A 15,998-nucleotide genomic window follows, 5' to 3' on the forward strand; every position below is an offset into this window, starting at 1 on the left:
AGATGCAATTGACGATCGAACAGTGTGATGTCCTGCAACTGTTGGCCTGGCTTCATCTGCGATGTGGACGACCTGACGGTGCGCAAACATTGCTGGAGGTGCTGTTGCGGGTTGATCCCGATCACCTCGCCGGGCGGCGCGCTTCGGTAGTGGCCGCCCTCGAGCTGGGCGACTGGGCGCGCGCCGAGCAGCAGTGCCTGACGCTGCGTGACGCCGGCGAGCAGCAGGCATCCTTATGGCTGTGCTTGAGCCAGGCGCAGCAGATGGCGGGCCGCCTGGAGCAGGCGCAGGCCACCTTCGCCGAGTACCTGCGACTCAAGGATCAGTCATGAACACCTTGACCCGGATGCTCGGCCATGTCGGCGCGCGCAAGGACCTGATGCTGGCGGTGATGCTGCTGGCAGTGGTGTTCATGATGATCCTGCCGTTGCCGCCGCTGTTGCTGGACCTGCTGATCGCCCTGAACATTACCATCGCCGTCGTGTTGATGATGATGTCGGTGTACGTTGTCTCGCCGCTACATTTCTCGGTGTTCCCGTCGGTGCTGCTGGTCACCACGCTGTTTCGCCTGGCGCTGTCGATCAGCACCACGCGGATGATCCTGCTGGAGGCCGACGCCGGGCAGATCGTGCAGACCTTTGGCGACTTCGTGGTCGGCGGCAACCTGGTGGTGGGCTGCATCCTGTTCCTGATCATCACCATCGTGCAGTTCCTGGTGATCACCAAGGGTGCCGAGCGGGTGGCGGAGGTCAGCGCGCGGTTTTCCCTCGATGCCATGCCGGGCAAGCAGATGAGCATCGACGGCGACCTGCGCGCCGGGGTCATCGACGTCAACGAGGCCCGTTCGCGCCGTGGCGAAGTGGAAAAGGCCAGCCAGATGTACGGGGCCATGGACGGGGCGATGAAGTTCGTCAAGGGCGATGCCATCGCCGGTTTGGTGATCATCGTGGTCAACTTGCTGGCTGGGCTGGCCATCGGCGTGATGCAGAAGGGCATGACGGCGGCCGACGCCTTGCAGCTCTACGCGGTACTCACCGTGGGCGACGGCATGGTCAGCCAAGTGCCGGCGCTGCTCATCGCCATCACCGCGGGCATCATCGTCACCCGCGACGGTGAAGGTGCCCGCGACCTGGGGGCGAACATCGGCAGCCAGGTGATGGCGCAGCCCAAGGCCTTATTGATCGGCGGCGCGCTGCTGGCATTGTTCGGTATTATCCCAGGGTTTCCGACGTTTACTTTCTTCAGCCTGGCGCTGTTGGTTGGCGGCGGTGGCTGGTGGGTAATCCGCCAGCGACGCATCGAGGAGGACGGCCGGCAGCAGAGCGGTGGCCTGCCGGCGCTGTTGGCCAACGGCGCCGGCGCGCCTACGCTCAAACCAACCGGCAGGGCGAAGTTGGCCGGTGATACACAAGCTTTTGCTCTGACCGTGCCCTTGCTCATCGATGTGGACAGTGGCCTGCAAGCCGCCCTTGAAGCCGTCTCGCTGAACGACGAGCTGGCGCGGGTGCGCCAGGCGCTGTACCTGGATCATGGCGTGCCGTTTCCCGGCATCCGCCTGCGTTTTACCAGCGCGCTTGGCCCCGGCGAGTACCGCATCCTGTTGCAGGAAGTGCCGGTGGCGCGTGGGCGGCTCATGCCGGAACGGCTACTGGTGCAGGAAAAACCCAGCCAGTTGGCGCTTGTCGGCGTGTCCTATGAGGAAGGCGAAGCCCTGCAGCCGGGGCGTGTGGCGCTATGGGTGGAGCAGGCGCAGCGTGAGCGCCTGGAGCGCGCCGGGTGCGCCTTCCTGGCGATCGACCAGGTGCTCGCCTGGCATCTTTCGCAGGTTTTGTGCGAGTACGCCGGGGATTTCATCGGCATCCAGGAGACCCGCTACCTGCTGGAGCAGATGGAGCAGGGCTATGGGGAACTGGTCAAGGAGGTGCAGCGCATCCTGCCGTTGCAGCGCATCACCGAGGTCTTCCAGCGGCTGGTGGGCGAGGGCATCTCGATCCGCAACATGCGCTCGATTCTCGAGGCTCTCGTGGAGTGGGGGCAGAAGGAAAAGGATGTGGTGCAGTTGGCCGAATACGTGCGCAGCAGCCTCAAGCGCTACATCTGCTACAAGTACGCCAGCGGCCACAACCTGCTGCCGGCCTATCTGCTGGACCCTGCGGTCGAGGAGATGATCCGCAGTGGCATCCGCCAGACCAGCGCCGGCAGCTACCTGGCGTTGGAGCCGGCGCAGAGCGACGCCTTTCTCGCCCAGGTGAAAGCCGTGGTGGGCGACCTGCAGGATGTTCAAGCCAGGCCCGTGCTGGTGGTGTCGATGGATATCCGCCGCTATGTACGCAAGCTGGTCGAGGGCATCTATTTCGAGCTGCCGGTGCTGTCGTTCCAGGAGCTCACCACGCAGATCAACATCCAGCCGCTGGGGCGAATCGGCTGACGCTCATCGGGTGTCAGAAAGCGTTATCCGGAAACTACAAAATCGCGGCCGGGCCTGACGGAGCGGTTGTTCGCCCTTCAATAGACTCATCTGCATGTACCCCAAGAAGGGTACCTGGCCAACCGGATACAGATGATGAGCAGTTCTATTGAAGCAAGTAGTCGCCCTGTCCCATTGCCGTATGTAGACCGTGTCGCGCCGCCGGACACCTGGCAAGACATAAGGCGCCTGGAGGTGATCCTGGATCAACACGGGATCATGGCCATGGGCGGCCAGGGGCAGCCGCTGGACCTGGTACATCGAGCGCAGGCCATCGAGCAGTTGTTGGGCCCCGAGGGGCAGGCGCGCCTGGCGCAGAGTCGTCCCTATTTCGAGGGGTTGCTGGCGCGACCGCTGCCTGAGCAGCATGTCGATGCGCTTTGCCAGTTGCTCGAGGCTTATGCCGGCTGGTTGCCGGGAGCTCCCTTGCAGTTGCAGAACCTGGGTGAGCGCTTGCGCATGGACGAGCTGGTGATGGCGGCGATGGGCCTGCGCATGCGCAAGCAGAAGGCCGAACGCACCGAGCTTAGCGAGCAGCTCAGGTGCCTCACGGCGGAGCTGAAGATCTTCAGCGTGATCCAGTCGAAGGTCAACGTGGTGATGGCTGACAAGGGCACCTTCAAGCTGGAAGACGGTAGTTTCAACCTCTTCGACCGCAAGCTCTATGACCTCGATGCGGACAGTTGGGAGAAGAGTTTCGAGCGCCGACTGCTCTCGAGCCTGGACACGTTCAAGCCCACCTTCAACGGCTCTGGGGTCGTCACGGTGCGGCATTTTCTCGAGGGCACGCAATCCGTCACTGCGTCGAGTGCAAGCGGTAGCCGCCTGCACAAGGTCAGTGGGCCGATGACCGATCTGAAAGCGCAGTACGCCTGGGACAAGGACAACAACCCGTTGGCCAATTTCTCCCAGGCATTGAGCGACCGCACCCGCATCGTCAACGACAAGGTGACCGAACAGACCACCCTGCTCAACGACGTGGGTTCGCGCTACACCACCTCCACCGAGGTGATGATGAAGTTCGTCGAGACCTGGTTCTCGATGCTGTCCAAGATTCTGCAGAACTGAGGTAGGAGATGACAGTAGTACAACAGATGGCCGGCGGCGATGCTGATGCCAACAACGTCGATGCGATCGAGCGCTTCTTCGGCGATGGCGGCACATTCGCCATGCTGCGCGGGGTTTGCGTGGCACAACTGGAAACGCTTTATGCCCAAGCGTTCAACTTCTACCAGGCGGGACGGCTGGAGGATGCGCTGACGATGTTCAAGGGGCTGGCGGCACTCAACCACTACGATCCCCGGGCGTTTCTGGGCGTGGCAGGTGCCTACCAGGCCCTTGAGCGCTACCAGGATGCATTGCCGGCCTATGCCTATGGCGCGATGCTCGCGCCGCAGGACCCGCGTTTCACCTTCCATGCCGCTCAATGCCACCAGCACCTGGGCGACCTTGCCTCGGCGCGCAGCGGTTACGAACAGGCGCAGATCCTGGCGATGGACAGCGAACATGCCGGTCTGGCAGGTCAGGCACAGGTGCTGCTCGAGGCCCTGCAGCAGAAGGAGGGCGCACGTCATGCGAGCTGAACTTCTTCCTGTGGAGCAGCCGCTCCTGATGCCGGCTGAAATCGAATCGGAACCGCGTCTGCCGGGTGCGGCGATCCAGTTGCCCGGCGAGACCGGCACACCGTCCAGAATCGCAACGATCAAGCAGGACATGAATGTCCGGCTGGATCCTCCGGCGCCACTGGCGACGGGACAGCTACAGGGGCAGGTAGTCGACAAACTGTTCGACGCCGAAGGCCTCATGCAACCGGTGCTGGTCGCGGTACCCGATGTCGGGGCACTGATACTTGGGCAGCTCGCCGGGGACATCTCCGACGCTGAGTTGGATATTCGCCTCACCGAACTGCTGAGCCAGTTGGGTGCTCGGCAGACCGAGCTGAATCTGCAGCAGGTACGTCAGCTCACCGAGCAGAACCGCCAGCAGATGGCGCTCAACGCGCAAAAGATGGAGGAGGTGGCCCAGCGACACCGGGATGCTGGCACGGCGAGCGTGTTCGCCAAGGTTTTTGGCTGGGCCGCCGCCATCGTCTCCATCGTGGTGGGGACCGTCATGGTCGCCACCGGCCTGGGCGCCGTCGCGGGCGCGCTGATGATCGCCGGTGGCGTCATGGGCGTGGTGTCCATGTCGTTGAACCAGGCCGCCGAGGACGGGCACATCTCCAAGGAGGTAATGAAGTACCTCGGGCCGGTGCTGATGGCGGTGGAAGTCGCCCTGGCGCTGGCCTCGGTGGTGCTGACCTGCGGCGGTAGCCTCGCGGTGGTCGCTGCCCGGGTGGCCGGCAAGGTGAGTGGCAAGGTCGCTCAGGCGGTCCTGTCGGTGGGCCAGAAGATCCAGAGCGTCGCCTCCACCGGTGTCATCTCGACCGCCAGCGCGGGCACCCAGGCCAAGCTACAGATGACCCTGACAGGCGCCAGCATGGCGACCACCACGCTGTCCAGCGCCGGGCAGGCGGCCAGTTCGATCATGCAGGGGCTGGCGTTGCGCAGCGAGGCCCAGCTGGCGGAGATGCGCCTGCTGCTGGACCAGGGACACAGTTTTCTCGAGCAGTTGGCCAAGGCGCTGGAACAACTGCTCGCGGGGAAGGAGCAACGCTTCGAACAACTGCTGGAACTGTTGAACAACCGCAGCAAAGCCTGCGCCGATATTGCTTGCCGAAACGTCATTGCCTGATCAAGGAGTCAATCATGAGTCTGTCTATTTCCACTATTGATCATTCGTCCCACGTGAATGCCCAACTGCCGGTCACCGAGGGGCAGAAGGTTGGGCAGCCGCTGTGGGCGATGCTGGCCATGCCCGGTGCAGCGACGAGCGCGGCATTTGCCGAGAAGCAAGGGCGGGTAAGCCTGGATACGCCGCAGGCTACGCCCTGCAGCCAGGACCTGGAGAGCCTGCTGGCGATTCTCCGAGCCGCCATGCAGGTGCGCGATGGCAATGCGCAGGGGCGCAGGACCCAGGCCGAAGTCAGCGTGCTGGCGAGCAAGGAACAGATCGGCTGGATGAGAACCGCCAGCAATGCGCTGTTCGCCTCGGCGGCTGTCAGCGGTGCATTGGGTATGTTCACCCTGGTCAGCGGTACCACCGGGATGCTCAAAAATCTGGGGGATGCGCGGACTATCAAGGGAGTGGAGCAAGCCAGTCATGCTGCCGAGTTTGCCAAGCCCGGTGAGGTGACGATGGCCTCAAAGAAGCTGATCGCCGAGAACCGTATCGAGGTCAAGCATCTGCAGAACGGCATCGACACCCGCAATACCACATTGCACACGCTCAATGGCGTGGCCCAGAGTGGCGCAGCCTTCGGCACGGGCATCGCCCATGCCATCAAGTCGTTGCAGGATGTCTGGGCCAAGGAGCAGGAGCTTGAGGCGGCGGTTGCCGGTAACCAGAAGGAGTTGTTCCAGCGCTGTACCGATGATTTGGCGAAGATGATCGACCAGGTGCGTCAGCTGATCCAGGAAATCCTGCGCAATGACAACCAGGGGCTCAGGGCTGCTGGCATCATGGCCTGAGAAGACCAAGTTTCTTGAAGGATGTTAGACGCCGCAAGGGTCCAGGCTCTTGCGGCTTTTTCATGCTTGCGTATCAACCAATACCGTGCCATCACACCAACGCCGAAAAGTGCAAAAAAGGCGATAAGGGCTGATGGGGCCTGATGTGCAGCGCCAGTATCGTTTGCTCAGCTTCCACCATGCTGGAGGCAAATTACTGCGGAGAAGACTTTTGTTCTTGCTGGAGTGAGAGCGGTCTTTTCCACAAGTTAAACGATCCTGCAAGAAGAGGTTTGCACGATGATTGAATCGGTTTCAACCAGTTGGGTGTGTGGCGCCGACCTGGACCCCGTCAACGCGGGCAGTGACTGCAAAGAGGTAAAAACCAGCGAAACGGCGCAGCGCCTGGCACGTCACGAGGAACCGCAGAAGCATGGCATCCTGATGCGCCTATTCATCGCGATTGCCGAGTTCCTCGGCTTTCGTTCCAGTGTGGCGACGGGGGGCGCGCAGGCCGCGGATTCGACGTCGGACGTGATGCGCTCTTTGAACGAGCAGGTGGCCAAGGGGCTGCCGGATGTCATGAGGTCGCAGGCCAACGGGATACTGGCGAAGCAGGAGCATCTGCCCACCGAGCAGTTCATGACCAGTTACACGGAACAGCTCACGGGTAGCAATATCATGCGTAACGCCAACTGCCTGTTGTCGAATATCGACATGCTGGGCAAGCTTGTGCCTGAGCTTAAGGTCGAGACAAGTATTAACAAGGTCGATATTGTCGGTGGGTACACCCTGATTGCAGCCCAGTCTCCGGACAGTATCGCGCTTATGCAGAACGACTCGATGGCTGCCGCCAAGGTGCTCGAAGCGGTAATTTTCCTGGCCTCGCGATTTGCCGAGTTTCCGGATCCCGAGCAAGTGGGGGCTGAAGCGGTGGTGGAGTTTGTCAAAGAGGTCGATGCCGAGTTCATCGAACGGTTCGCCCAGAAGCCTGATCCAGTGGTGCCAGTTGTCGTGGGGGATGCAAGCGACCATACCCATCCGGTGGTGGCCGGCACATTAGCCCACGCGAGCGCGGCACGGCCTGTGGAGCCTGAAGTGGCTTATCACGCGACGACCATCGAACAGTCTGATCCGGTAACGTCGCTCCAGGCCGTCAAGCTCGACTTTGTCAAGATTGATGATGAGGTCGCTCTGCCTACGCGTAATGACTTCAACGCGACCATCCATTCGCTACAGCGGCCGGCTAGTCCGCTCTCGCAGTCGTTCGAGCACCTGGAGCATCTTGCCGAAAAGGGCAGTGCTGCCGAAAAGGCAATCGCTTCAATGGTCCTGGACCACACGGCGGTGGGGCAGTCCCACTCCTTCGGCGACCTCTTCGGGCAGCGTAAACTGGAGCCCAATCTGTTGCAGTTCCACACCGCGCAATCGTTCATGGACACGTTGCAGAATAAGCTGGACAAGGCAGGGCGCCTACTTGGCAACCTGCAGGCTGCCAACGCGGCTTGAGCGTAACACTGGCTGAGGCCTTCGGGCTTCAGCCAGCCCTTCGAATCCCTCCGATCACCCTGTGTGAAACCCGCCCAGGGTGATCATTGCCACCACGATATAGCGCCCGCCCTTGGCCAGGGTGACCAGCAGTACGAAACGCCAGAACGGCTCGCGCATGATCCCGGCGATCAAAGTCAGCGGGTCGCCGATCACCGGCATCCAGCTCAGCAGCAGCGACCACTGGCCCCAGCGCTGGTAGCGTTGCTGGGCGCGTTCCAGCTGGCTGGCGCTGAACGGAAACCAGCGGCGTTCGCGCAGGTGATCGACGGCCCGGCCCAGCAGCCAGTTGACGATGGAACCGAGCACATTGCCGAGGGTGGCCACCAGCAGCAGAGTTGCCCAGGCACTCGGTTCGCGAATCAGCAGTCCGACCAGCACCGCTTCGGACTGCAGCGGCAACAAGGTGGCGGCGCCGAAGGCGCTGAGGAACAGCGCCCCAAGGCTGAGCATCAGTAGCTGGCGACCACGGTATCCTGGCCATCCAGGGTCACGCCGATGACTTGGTAGGCGTCCTTATGGTCACCCATCTCCATGCCCGGCGAACCCATGGGCATGCCCGGTACCGCGATACCCTTGAGGTCGTTGCGCCTGGCCAGCAGGCGTACCTGTTCGGCCGGCACATGGCCTTCGACGAACTTGCCGTCGATCACCCCGGTGTGGCACGACGCCAGGCGTGGCTCGACGCCCAGGCGTTGCTTGACCGCGCTCATGTTCGGTTCGACATGGTCGTTGACGGTGAAACCGTTGTCGCTCAGGTGCTTGATCCATTCCTTGCAGCAACCGCAGTTGGGATCGCGGTAGACATCGATGGTCTCGGCGGCCTGGGCCAGGCCGGTGACGGCCAGCAGGCCGAGGGTGAGCAGGTGTTTGCGCAGCATGGTGGAGCTCCTGTGAAACAGCATGATTCATTGGCCAGGTGGCGGCCTGGTGGGAGCGCCTGTGCTTCAGAAGCGCAGGCGTAACCCCACCACCAGCCGAGTCTGGCCGATGTCCTCGCCATTCTCCCGGGCCTGGTCGGCACGGTCGCCGTGCAGGCGGTTGAAGCTGACGCCGACATAGGGCGCGAACGCGCGGGTGATCTCGTAGCGCAGGCGCAGGCCCACTTCGCTTTCGGCCAGCCCCGAGCCTTGCTCGCGCCCGGCATCATTGCGCCCGAAGAAGTTGGCTTCGACGGTCGGTTCGAGGATCCAGCGATTGGTCAGCAGCATAGCGTAACCGGCCTCCAGGCGCAGCGCGGTCTGCTGTCGCTCGCCGGCGTAGGCAGTGGCTTCCAGCTCCAGGCCGTAGAGCGGCGTGCCCTGGATGCCGAAGGCGGCCCAGCCCTGACCGCTGGCGGGCTGGAAGTCCTGGCGCACACCACCGACCAGTTCCCACCAGGGGCTGATGGCATGGCCCCAGAGGGCCTGCAGCTCGGCCTTGTGGGTCTTGCCTTGTTCCCGCTCACCCTCGGTGCGCAGCCATAGGCGGTCGATATCGCCGCCGACCCAGGCAGTGGCGTTCCAGTTCAGGGCGCCGCTGCTTTCGAAGTTCTGGTATTCCAGCTGGTCGACGATCACCGCCCAGTTGGTCGCCTGGTCGTGCACCTGATGCCCCGGAAGCGGCGGGAAAGCGGCACGGCGGTCGGCGTCGGTGATCACCGGAAGCGGTGTGCGCGGTTGGCTGGGGGGCGTCGCCGTGTGGTTCATCTGGCTGTGGTCCATGGGCATGCTGTCATGGTTCATTTGGCCGTGGTCCATCGGCATGGTGCCATGGTTCATGTGGTCCATGCCCGCGGCCAGGGCCCGTTCACTGGCCAGCAAGGCCATAAGCGCGACACAGGTGACGATGTGGCGGTTGCGGTTCTCATTCATCGACCCGTACCTCGCGGAACATGCCGGTCTCCATGTGGTAGAGCAGGTGGCAGTGGTAAGCCCAACGGCCCAGGGCGTCGGCGCTGACGCGGTAGCTGCGCCGGCTTCCGGGTGGCATGTCGATGGTGTGCTTGCGCACCAGGAAGCGCCCTTGTTCATCCTCCAGGTCGCTCCACATGCCGTGCAGGTGGATGGGATGGGTCATCATGGTGTCGTTGACCAGGATGATGCGCACCCGCTCGCCGTATTTCAGGCGCAGGGGCTCGGCATCGCTGAACTTGATGCCGTCGAACGACCAGGCGAAGCGTTCCATGTGGCCAGTCAGGTGCAGCTCGATGTTGCGCGACGGTTCGCGCCCGTCCGGATCGGGGTAGGGGCTGCGCAGGTCGGCGTAGGTCAGCACTCGGCGGCCGTTGCCGCGCAGGCCAATACCAGGATCGGCCAGGTTGGCGCGGGGGGCCATGGTCTGCATGTCCACCAGCGGGTTGTCGATCTCGCTGGCGGGGTGGCCTTGCATCATGGCCATACCGGCCATGTTCGAGTGGTCCATGCCCGCCATGTTGGCGTGGTTCATCGCTGGCATATTCGAATGCTCCATCCCACCCATGTCGCCGTGCCCCATGTCGTCCATGGTCAGCACCGGGCGCGGGTCCGGCTCGGGTACGGGGGCCTGCAAGCCCGCTGCACGGGCCAGGGTGCCACGGGCGAAGCCGGTGCGGTCCATGCTCTGGGCGTACAGCGTGTAGGCGGGCAGGTCGCCCACGGTGACCAGCACGTCGTAGGTTTCGGCCACGGCGATGCGTAGCTCGTCCACGCTCACCGGTGTCACTGGCAGGCCGTCGGCGGCGATTACCGAGAGTTTCAGGCCTGGAATGCGGAAGTCGAAGTAGGTCATCGCCGAGGCGTTGATCAGGCGCAGGCGCACGGTCTCGCCGGGCTGGAAAAGGCAGGTGAAGTTGCCGTCCGGGGGCTGGCCGTTGAGCAGGTAGGTGTAGCTGGCGGCGCTGATGTCGGCCAGGTCGGTCGGGCTCATGCGCATTTTCGCCCAGGTCCAGCGGTTGTCGACGGCCTTGCCCCAGCCGTTTTGCGCGACATCGTCGACGAAGTCGCCGACCGTGCGCTTGTGGTAGTTGAAGGTGTCGGACTGCTTCTTCAGGGTGGCCATCAGCGCTTCTGGCGCCTGGTCCGACCAGTCGCTGAACAGCAGCACATGGTCGCGCTGGTACTGATGCGGTTCAGGCTCGCGGGGCTCGATGACGATGGCGCCGTACACGCCGGCCTGCTCCTGCAGCCCGGAGTGGCTGTGGTACCAGTAGGTGCCGCTCTGGCGCAGGGTGAACTGGTAGAGGTAGTCGCCGCCGGGTTCGATGCCAGCGAAGCTCAGGCCCGGCACGCCGTCCATGTTGGCCGGCAGGATGATGCCGTGCCAATGGATCGAGGTGGGCTGGTCCAGGCGGTTGCGCACGCGCAGGGTCACGGTGTCGCCCTCGCGCCAGCGCAGCTGCGGGCCGGGCAGGCTGGCGTTGATGGTCTGCGCGGTGCGCGGCCGGCCTGTGATGTTGACCGGGGTCTGGCCGATGAACAGGTCGAACTGCTGGCCGCTCAGCTCGTGCAGCGGCAGGCGGCCCTCGGCGGCCTGGGCCAGCGGGCGCCAGAGGCCGAGGCCGGCCAGGGCGCTGGCGGCACCCAGGCCCTTGACGAAGGTGCGGCGGGTTGGAGTCGGTGGCATGGCGTGCTCTCGCTACGGAACTGCCACGATCCTCGCCGCCCGCGCCTGTCAGCCACCTGAGGCGCGGATTACAGATTTGTCAGGCAGCGGCCTGGCCACTCTCCAGGTCGCGCATCAACAGGCCGAACTCCAGCGAGACCTGCTCGGGAATCGGCAGGTACACCACATGGCCGTCGCCCGGCGCCACCTCGATGGCCTGCTGCAGGCGGTCGCACAGGCGGTGCAGGTCGAAGTGGTAATTGCCGCGCGGGGTCATCAGCTCCAGGTGGTCTCCCACGGCGAAGCGGTTCTTCACCTTCACTTCGGCCAGGCCGTCCACGCGCACTCCGGTCAGTTCGCCGACGAACTGCTGGCGCTCGGACACCGAGTTGCCGCGCTCGTAGTTCTGGTACTCGTCGTGCACGTGGCGGCGCAGGAAACCTTCGGTGTAGCCGCGCTGGGCGAGGGACTCGAGGTTACTCATCAGGCCGCGGTCGAACGGCCGCCCGGCCACGGCGTCGTCGATGGCCTGGCGGTAGGACTGCACGGCGCGGGCACAGTAGAAGTGCGACTTGGTGCGGCCCTCGATCTTCAGCGAGTGCACGCCCATCCGGGCCAGGCGCTCGACGTGCTGGATGGCGCGCAGGTCCTTGGCGTTCATGATGTAGGTGCCGTGCTCGTCCTCGAAGGCCGGCATCTCTTCGCCGGGGCGGTTGGACTCCTGGAGCAGGAACACCTGCTCGGTCGGCGCGCCGAGGCCCAGGGTCGGCTCGCACTCACGGACGATATCGCCGGTGGCATTCTCGGTGGCCGGGGTAGCCTGGTACTTCCAGCGACAGGCATTGGTGCAGGTGCCCTGGTTGGCGTCACGCTTGTTCATGTAGCCCGACAGCAGGCAGCGCCCGGAATAGGCCATGCACAACGCGCCGTGCACGAAGACTTCCAGCTCCATCTCTGGCACCTGCTGGCGGATCTGCTCGATCTCTTCCAACGACAGCTCCCGCGACAGGATCACCCGGGTCAGTCCCAGGCCTTGCCAGAACTGCACGCTGGCCCAGTTCACCGTATTGGCCTGCACCGACAGGTGGATGGGCATCTGCGGGAAGTGCTGGCGTACCAGCATGATCAGTCCCGGGTCGGACATGATCAGTGCATCCGGGCCCATTTCGATCACCGGCGCCAAGTCCTTGAGGAAGGTCTTGAGCTTGGCGTTGTGCGGGGCGATGTTGACCACCACGTAGAAACGCTTGCCCTGGGCCTGGGCCTCCTGGATGCCGAGGGCCAGGTTGGCGTGGTCGAACTCGTTGTTGCGCACCCGCAGGCTGTAGCGCGGCTGGCCGGCGTAGACCGCGTCGGCGCCGTAGGCGAAGGCGTAGCGCATGGTCTTGAGGGTGCCGGCGGGGGCGAGCAGTTCGGGCTTGGCGAGAGGGGTCATGGTGCGCACCGGGGGCAAAAGGCGCGGATGCTAAGACGGAGGCGATGTTCAGGTATTGATCTGGATCAACGGCACTTTTGCCGGCGCGCGGGGCACTAAATTGTTGAGCCCTCGAGGAATGCCCATGAACGAAACCTTATTGCAGAACAAAGCCCTGACCGTGCTGCTGGCACTGGTGACCATCGCCTTCATCTGGATCCTGTTGCCGTACTCCGGCGCGATCTTCTGGGCGGTGATCCTCGGGATTCTTTTCGCGCCTCTGCAACGCCAGCTGTTGCTGCGCTTTGGTGGGCGGCGCAACCTGGCCACGGCGACGGCGCTGGTCACCTGCCTGCTGATCGCTGTATTGCCGGTGATCGTCATCGGCGCCCTGCTGGTGCAGGAGGGCGCGACGCTGTACCAGCGCATCGAAAGCGGCCAGCTGGATATCGCCGGCTATATCGAGCGCGGCAAGGACATGCTGCCGGCCTACGCACAGCATTTCCTCGACCGCATGGGTATGGGCAACCTCGATGGCCTGCGTGACAAGATCACCAAGTGGGCGACCCAGGGCAGCCAGTTCCTCGCCGGACAGGCGTTCAGCTTCGGCCAGGGCACCTTCGAGTTCCTGGTGAGCTTCGGCATCATGCTCTATTTGCTGTTCTTCTTCCTGCGCGAGGGCGCGGAGGTGGCGCGCAAGGTGCGCCAGGCGGTGCCGCTGCCCGAGCAGCAGAAGCGCCGCCTGCAGTTGAAGTTCAAGCGCGTGGTGCGGGCCACGGTCAAGGGCAACCTGCTGGTGGCGATCACCCAGGGGGCGCTGGGCGGGCTGATCTTCTGGGTGCTGGGCATTCCCAGCGTGCTGGTGTGGGCGGTGCTGATGGCGTTCCTGTCGTTGCTGCCGGCGGTGGGCGCGGGGATCGTCTGGGGGCCGGTGGCGTTGTACTTCCTGCTGACCGGGGCGATCTGGCAGGGGATCGTGCTGACCGCGTTCGGTGTGCTGGTGATCGGATTGGTGGACAACCTACTGCGGCCAATCCTGGTGGGCAAGGATACGCGGATGCCGGATTACCTGGTGCTGGTGTCGACACTCGGTGGGCTGGCGGTGTTCGGGCTCAATGGCTTCGTGATCGGGCCGTTGATCGCGGCGTTGTTCATCTCCAGCTGGGCGATCTTTGCCTCGACCAAGCCGCAGGTGCAGTTGCCTTCATGAGGACCATCGTGGGGCAAGTCGCATCGGCGCACCGCCATTGGCGATTATCGGAAGCTGTAGGAAACCCCCGCATACACCCCAAACCCTTCACCCGGCGTCGAGCGGGCGATGTCTTGCCCGGCATCGTTGTACCCCGGCGTCACCGTCGCCGCGTAACGTTTGTTGGTCAGGTTGCGCAGGTCGAGCCAGGTCTGCCAATCCCGTTTCGGCGAATCCCAGCCCAGGCGCGCGCCGAGCAGGGCGTAGGCGTCGGCGTGGTAGCTGTTGGCGTAGTCCACCTGCACCTTGGAGGCCATCTGCGTGTTAACCCCGGCATGGAAGCCGCTCGGCCAGTCGTAGCGCAGTTCGGCCTGGTAGTAGTGCATGGGGATGCCGGGCAGGCGGTTGTCGCCGAACGTGTCGTCGTCGCGGTAGTGGAAGTCGCTGAAGGTGTAGGCCTGGCGCAGGCTGAGCTTGCCGGTGCCCGGTTGTTCCCAGAGCAGGCTGTCCAGGCCGGCCTCGATGCCCTGGTGCACGGTGGGGCTGGCGTTGAACTCCTTGAACGGCAAGCCTTGCACGACTTCCACGTTTAACAGTTCGTGGCGTACCTGAGCGTAGTACCAGGCCAGGTCCCAGCGTCCCAGTGCCGAATCGCCGCGGGCGCCTAGTTCCAGGGTGGCGGCGGTCTGGTTCTGCATCTTCATGGGTTGGTTGGCGACTGGCGCACTCCAGACCAGCGACCACGGGTGCGGCGGCTCCACCGAGCGACTGAGGTTGCCGTAGACCTGCAGGTCCGGGCGGAGGTCGTAACGCAGGCCCAGGCGTGGGGCGTAGTCCCAGTCATGCTGACTGACCTTGCCGCCACTGGTTGGGTAGGTGACGTCGCTTTCGCGGCGGGTGTAGATCATCGCCAGGCCCGTGGTCAGCCACAGGTCCGGAATCAGCTCCAGGTCGTTGCCTGCATGCAGCACGGTGTCCGAACCCTGGTAGCTGAAATCGCGGGTGCGGGCACCGAAATTGTCGCCGCCGGGGCGAGCGAACTGCGAAGCGCCGCTGTTGGGCAGGTGCTTGGTGGTGCGCCAGCCGAGGGTGGTCTTGCTCTCATGACCGAACAGCGTGTCGCGACGCAAGTAGTTCAGCGTGCCACTGACATCGGTGTAGGCGACCTTAAGGCGCATCGGGCCTTCACGCAGGTCCATGGGGTAGTCGTGATAGACCAGCCCCGCCTCCAGGCGCGAATCGTCATCCAGGAAGAAGGTGGTCTTGTTGCCCACCCAGGTGCTGCCCGGTTGCGGGCGTCTGTCGTCGCGGGCCAGGTAGGCTGGATTGGCGGCACGGGGATGGTGCTTGATCTGGTCCTTGGTCAGGCGTCCGGCCAGGTCGTTCTCGGTTTCCCGGTAGCGCAGGTAGAAGCGCGTCTCCAGGTTCGGGTTGAAGCGGTAGCCGACGTTGGCGGCGATGCCCTTGGCGCTGCCGCTGCTGTGGTCCTGATAGCCGTCGTACTCGGCATCGGTCAGGGCCACGTAGTAGTCGAGGTTGCCCAGCACCTGTCCGGTACTGATGTGCCGGCGCTGGTAGCCACGGCTGCCGACTTCGTAGCGCACCTGCAAGGGCGCGGCATCGTGACCGGTGTGGGTCACGTAGTTGATCGCGCCACCCAGGGCCAGCGAGCCCTGGTCGAAGCCATTGGCGCCGCGCAGCACTTCGGCGCGGCTCAGCCACAGCGCTTCGAACAGTTCATAGGGCGTGCCGCCCGGGCCGGTCAGCGGCAGGCCGTCGAACATCGTGTACACGCCCGAGCCGTGGGCGCCCGGCGCGCGGTTGATGCCCGAACCACGGATCGACAGCTTGATGCCGTCGTTGCCCGCCGACTGGGCGAACACCCCCGGCTGATAGGCCAGCACGTCCTGGTTGCTGGCCACCCGGCCCTCGCCCACCTTGTCCATGTCCACCAGGTTGCTGGCGCCGGGGATTTCGCGCAGCTGGTCGGCGGCGGCTTCCAGTTCGGATTGCTGCCGGTCCTGGATCAGCACCTGGTCGAGTTCGACGCGATTGGCGGCCTGGGCGGTGCCGGCGACGAACAGGGCCAGCAGGGAGTAGGGGAGGGTGGGGCGCATGGGTACGGGGTTCCAGATCGAATGCGGGAGTCTGACGCTGCAAAGGGCAGACGAAGCACAGTGGTCGATCGGTAATGGCCGTGGGGCCGCAAAGCGGCCCCAAAAAAGAACACCCCGCCGAGGCGGGGTGTCTTGTGACGCAGTCAGCCGATCA

The 15,998-nt window shown here is 64.1% G+C and carries 14 protein-coding genes; 8 read left to right on the plus strand and 6 right to left on the minus strand.

Annotated features, from left to right (window positions below; all coding sequences use genetic code 11):
* Nucleotides 1–2 precede the first annotated feature (2 nt).
* The 7 genes from CC207_RS00615 to CC207_RS00645 all read left to right on the plus strand — a co-directional run bounded on the left by CC207_RS00615 (nt 3) and on the right by CC207_RS00645 (nt 7,524).
* Entirely contained in the window at nt 3–332 is a 330-nt protein-coding gene (locus CC207_RS00615; protein WP_028692481.1) for a tetratricopeptide repeat protein, read from the plus strand.
* Nucleotides 329–2,428 (plus strand): type III secretion system export apparatus subunit SctV, encoded by a 2,100-nt coding sequence (gene sctV, locus CC207_RS00620; RefSeq protein ID WP_028692480.1) that lies wholly within the window; start codon nt 329–331, stop codon nt 2,426–2,428. Before CC207_RS00615 ends, sctV begins: the two co-directional genes overlap by 4 nt.
* Nucleotides 2,429–2,662: 234 nt before the next feature.
* A complete protein-coding gene (locus CC207_RS00625; protein ID WP_028692479.1) occupies nt 2,663–3,535 on the plus strand; it encodes a virulence-associated V antigen in 873 nt (290 codons plus the stop codon).
* Between the two features lie 8 nt (nt 3,536–3,543).
* A complete protein-coding gene (locus CC207_RS00630; RefSeq protein ID WP_083242050.1) occupies nt 3,544–4,050 on the plus strand; it encodes a SycD/LcrH family type III secretion system chaperone in 507 nt (168 codons plus the stop codon).
* Nucleotides 4,040–5,200 carry a type III secretion system translocon subunit SctE gene (gene sctE, locus CC207_RS00635; protein ID WP_158216128.1) on the plus strand — a complete coding sequence of 387 codons (1,161 nt, stop codon included), beginning with the start codon at nt 4,040–4,042 and terminating at the stop codon, nt 5,198–5,200. Before CC207_RS00630 ends, sctE begins: the two co-directional genes overlap by 11 nt.
* A 14-nt stretch (nt 5,201–5,214) precedes the next feature.
* Nucleotides 5,215–6,036 (plus strand): hypothetical protein, encoded by an 822-nt coding sequence (locus CC207_RS00640; protein ID WP_139121072.1) that lies wholly within the window; start codon nt 5,215–5,217, stop codon nt 6,034–6,036.
* A gap of 279 nt (nt 6,037–6,315) precedes the next feature.
* Nucleotides 6,316–7,524, plus strand: coding sequence for a hypothetical protein (locus tag CC207_RS00645; RefSeq protein WP_088851414.1), 1,209 nt, complete (start codon nt 6,316–6,318; stop codon nt 7,522–7,524).
* Between the two features lie 54 nt (nt 7,525–7,578).
* Here CC207_RS00645 and CC207_RS00650 read toward each other — a convergent pair whose 3' ends face one another.
* From CC207_RS00650 to yegQ, 5 genes are all read right to left on the minus strand, one after another.
* Entirely contained in the window at nt 7,579–8,016 is a 438-nt protein-coding gene (locus tag CC207_RS00650) for a YqaA family protein (RefSeq protein ID WP_028692475.1), read from the minus strand.
* Nucleotides 8,016–8,444 carry a DUF411 domain-containing protein gene (locus CC207_RS00655; protein ID WP_028692474.1) on the minus strand — a complete coding sequence of 143 codons (429 nt, stop codon included), beginning with the start codon at nt 8,442–8,444 and terminating at the stop codon, nt 8,016–8,018. The genes CC207_RS00650 and CC207_RS00655 overlap by 1 nt, the downstream gene beginning before the upstream one ends.
* 66 nt (nt 8,445–8,510) lie before the next feature.
* Nucleotides 8,511–9,416, minus strand: coding sequence for a copper resistance protein B (locus CC207_RS00660; protein WP_088851415.1), 906 nt, complete (start codon nt 9,414–9,416; stop codon nt 8,511–8,513).
* Nucleotides 9,409–11,145, minus strand: a complete 1,737-nt coding sequence (locus CC207_RS00665; RefSeq protein ID WP_088851416.1) for a copper resistance system multicopper oxidase — start codon at nt 11,143–11,145, stop codon at nt 9,409–9,411. The genes CC207_RS00660 and CC207_RS00665 overlap by 8 nt, the downstream gene beginning before the upstream one ends.
* A 79-nt stretch (nt 11,146–11,224) precedes the next feature.
* Nucleotides 11,225–12,559: a tRNA 5-hydroxyuridine modification protein YegQ gene (yegQ, locus tag CC207_RS00670; RefSeq protein WP_069016834.1), complete on the minus strand. Its 1,335-nt coding sequence runs from the start codon at nt 12,557–12,559 to the stop codon at nt 11,225–11,227.
* 124 nt (nt 12,560–12,683) lie between these two features.
* On the opposite strand from yegQ, the gene CC207_RS00675 reads away from it, so the two are divergent.
* Complete coding sequence (locus CC207_RS00675) at nt 12,684–13,748, plus strand: AI-2E family transporter (protein ID WP_028692470.1); 1,065 nt, start codon at nt 12,684–12,686, stop codon at nt 13,746–13,748.
* Nucleotides 13,749–13,792: 44 nt separating this feature from the next.
* Here the strand turns inward: CC207_RS00675 and CC207_RS00680 are convergent, their stop codons facing one another.
* The gene (locus tag CC207_RS00680) at nt 13,793–15,844 is read right to left on the minus strand and encodes a TonB-dependent receptor domain-containing protein (protein ID WP_088851417.1); all 2,052 of its coding nucleotides are present in this window, start codon (nt 15,842–15,844) and stop codon (nt 13,793–13,795) included.
* Nucleotides 15,845–15,998 lie beyond the last annotated feature (154 nt).

The organism is Pseudomonas sp. DrBHI1 (assembly GCF_002205115.1).
GTDB classification, from domain to species: Bacteria; Pseudomonadota; Gammaproteobacteria; order Pseudomonadales; family Pseudomonadaceae; genus Aquipseudomonas; species Aquipseudomonas mosselii.

Excerpts from the sequence above, each read along its gene's own strand:
- CC207_RS00615 (WP_028692481.1), top strand. The coding sequence starts at position 3 with ATGCAATTGACGATCGAACAGTGTGATGTCCTGCAACTGTTGGCCTGG.
- sctV (WP_028692480.1), top strand. The coding sequence starts at position 329 with ATGAACACCTTGACCCGGATGCTCGGCCATGTCGGCGCGCGCAAGGAC.
- CC207_RS00630 (WP_083242050.1), top strand. The coding sequence starts at position 3,544 with ATGACAGTAGTACAACAGATGGCCGGCGGCGATGCTGATGCCAACAAC.
- sctE (WP_158216128.1), top strand. The coding sequence starts at position 4,040 with ATGCGAGCTGAACTTCTTCCTGTGGAGCAGCCGCTCCTGATGCCGGCT.
- CC207_RS00640 (WP_139121072.1), top strand. The coding sequence starts at position 5,215 with ATGAGTCTGTCTATTTCCACTATTGATCATTCGTCCCACGTGAATGCC.
- CC207_RS00645 (WP_088851414.1), top strand. The coding sequence starts at position 6,316 with ATGATTGAATCGGTTTCAACCAGTTGGGTGTGTGGCGCCGACCTGGAC.
- CC207_RS00650 (WP_028692475.1), bottom strand. The coding sequence starts at position 8,016 with ATGCTCAGCCTTGGGGCGCTGTTCCTCAGCGCCTTCGGCGCCGCCACC.
- CC207_RS00655 (WP_028692474.1), bottom strand. The coding sequence starts at position 8,444 with ATGCTGCGCAAACACCTGCTCACCCTCGGCCTGCTGGCCGTCACCGGC.
- CC207_RS00660 (WP_088851415.1), bottom strand. The coding sequence starts at position 9,416 with ATGAATGAGAACCGCAACCGCCACATCGTCACCTGTGTCGCGCTTATG.
- CC207_RS00665 (WP_088851416.1), bottom strand. The coding sequence starts at position 11,145 with ATGCCACCGACTCCAACCCGCCGCACCTTCGTCAAGGGCCTGGGTGCC.
- yegQ (WP_069016834.1), bottom strand. The coding sequence starts at position 12,559 with ATGACCCCTCTCGCCAAGCCCGAACTGCTCGCCCCCGCCGGCACCCTC.
- CC207_RS00675 (WP_028692470.1), top strand. The coding sequence starts at position 12,684 with ATGAACGAAACCTTATTGCAGAACAAAGCCCTGACCGTGCTGCTGGCA.
- CC207_RS00680 (WP_088851417.1), bottom strand. The coding sequence starts at position 15,844 with ATGCGCCCCACCCTCCCCTACTCCCTGCTGGCCCTGTTCGTCGCCGGC.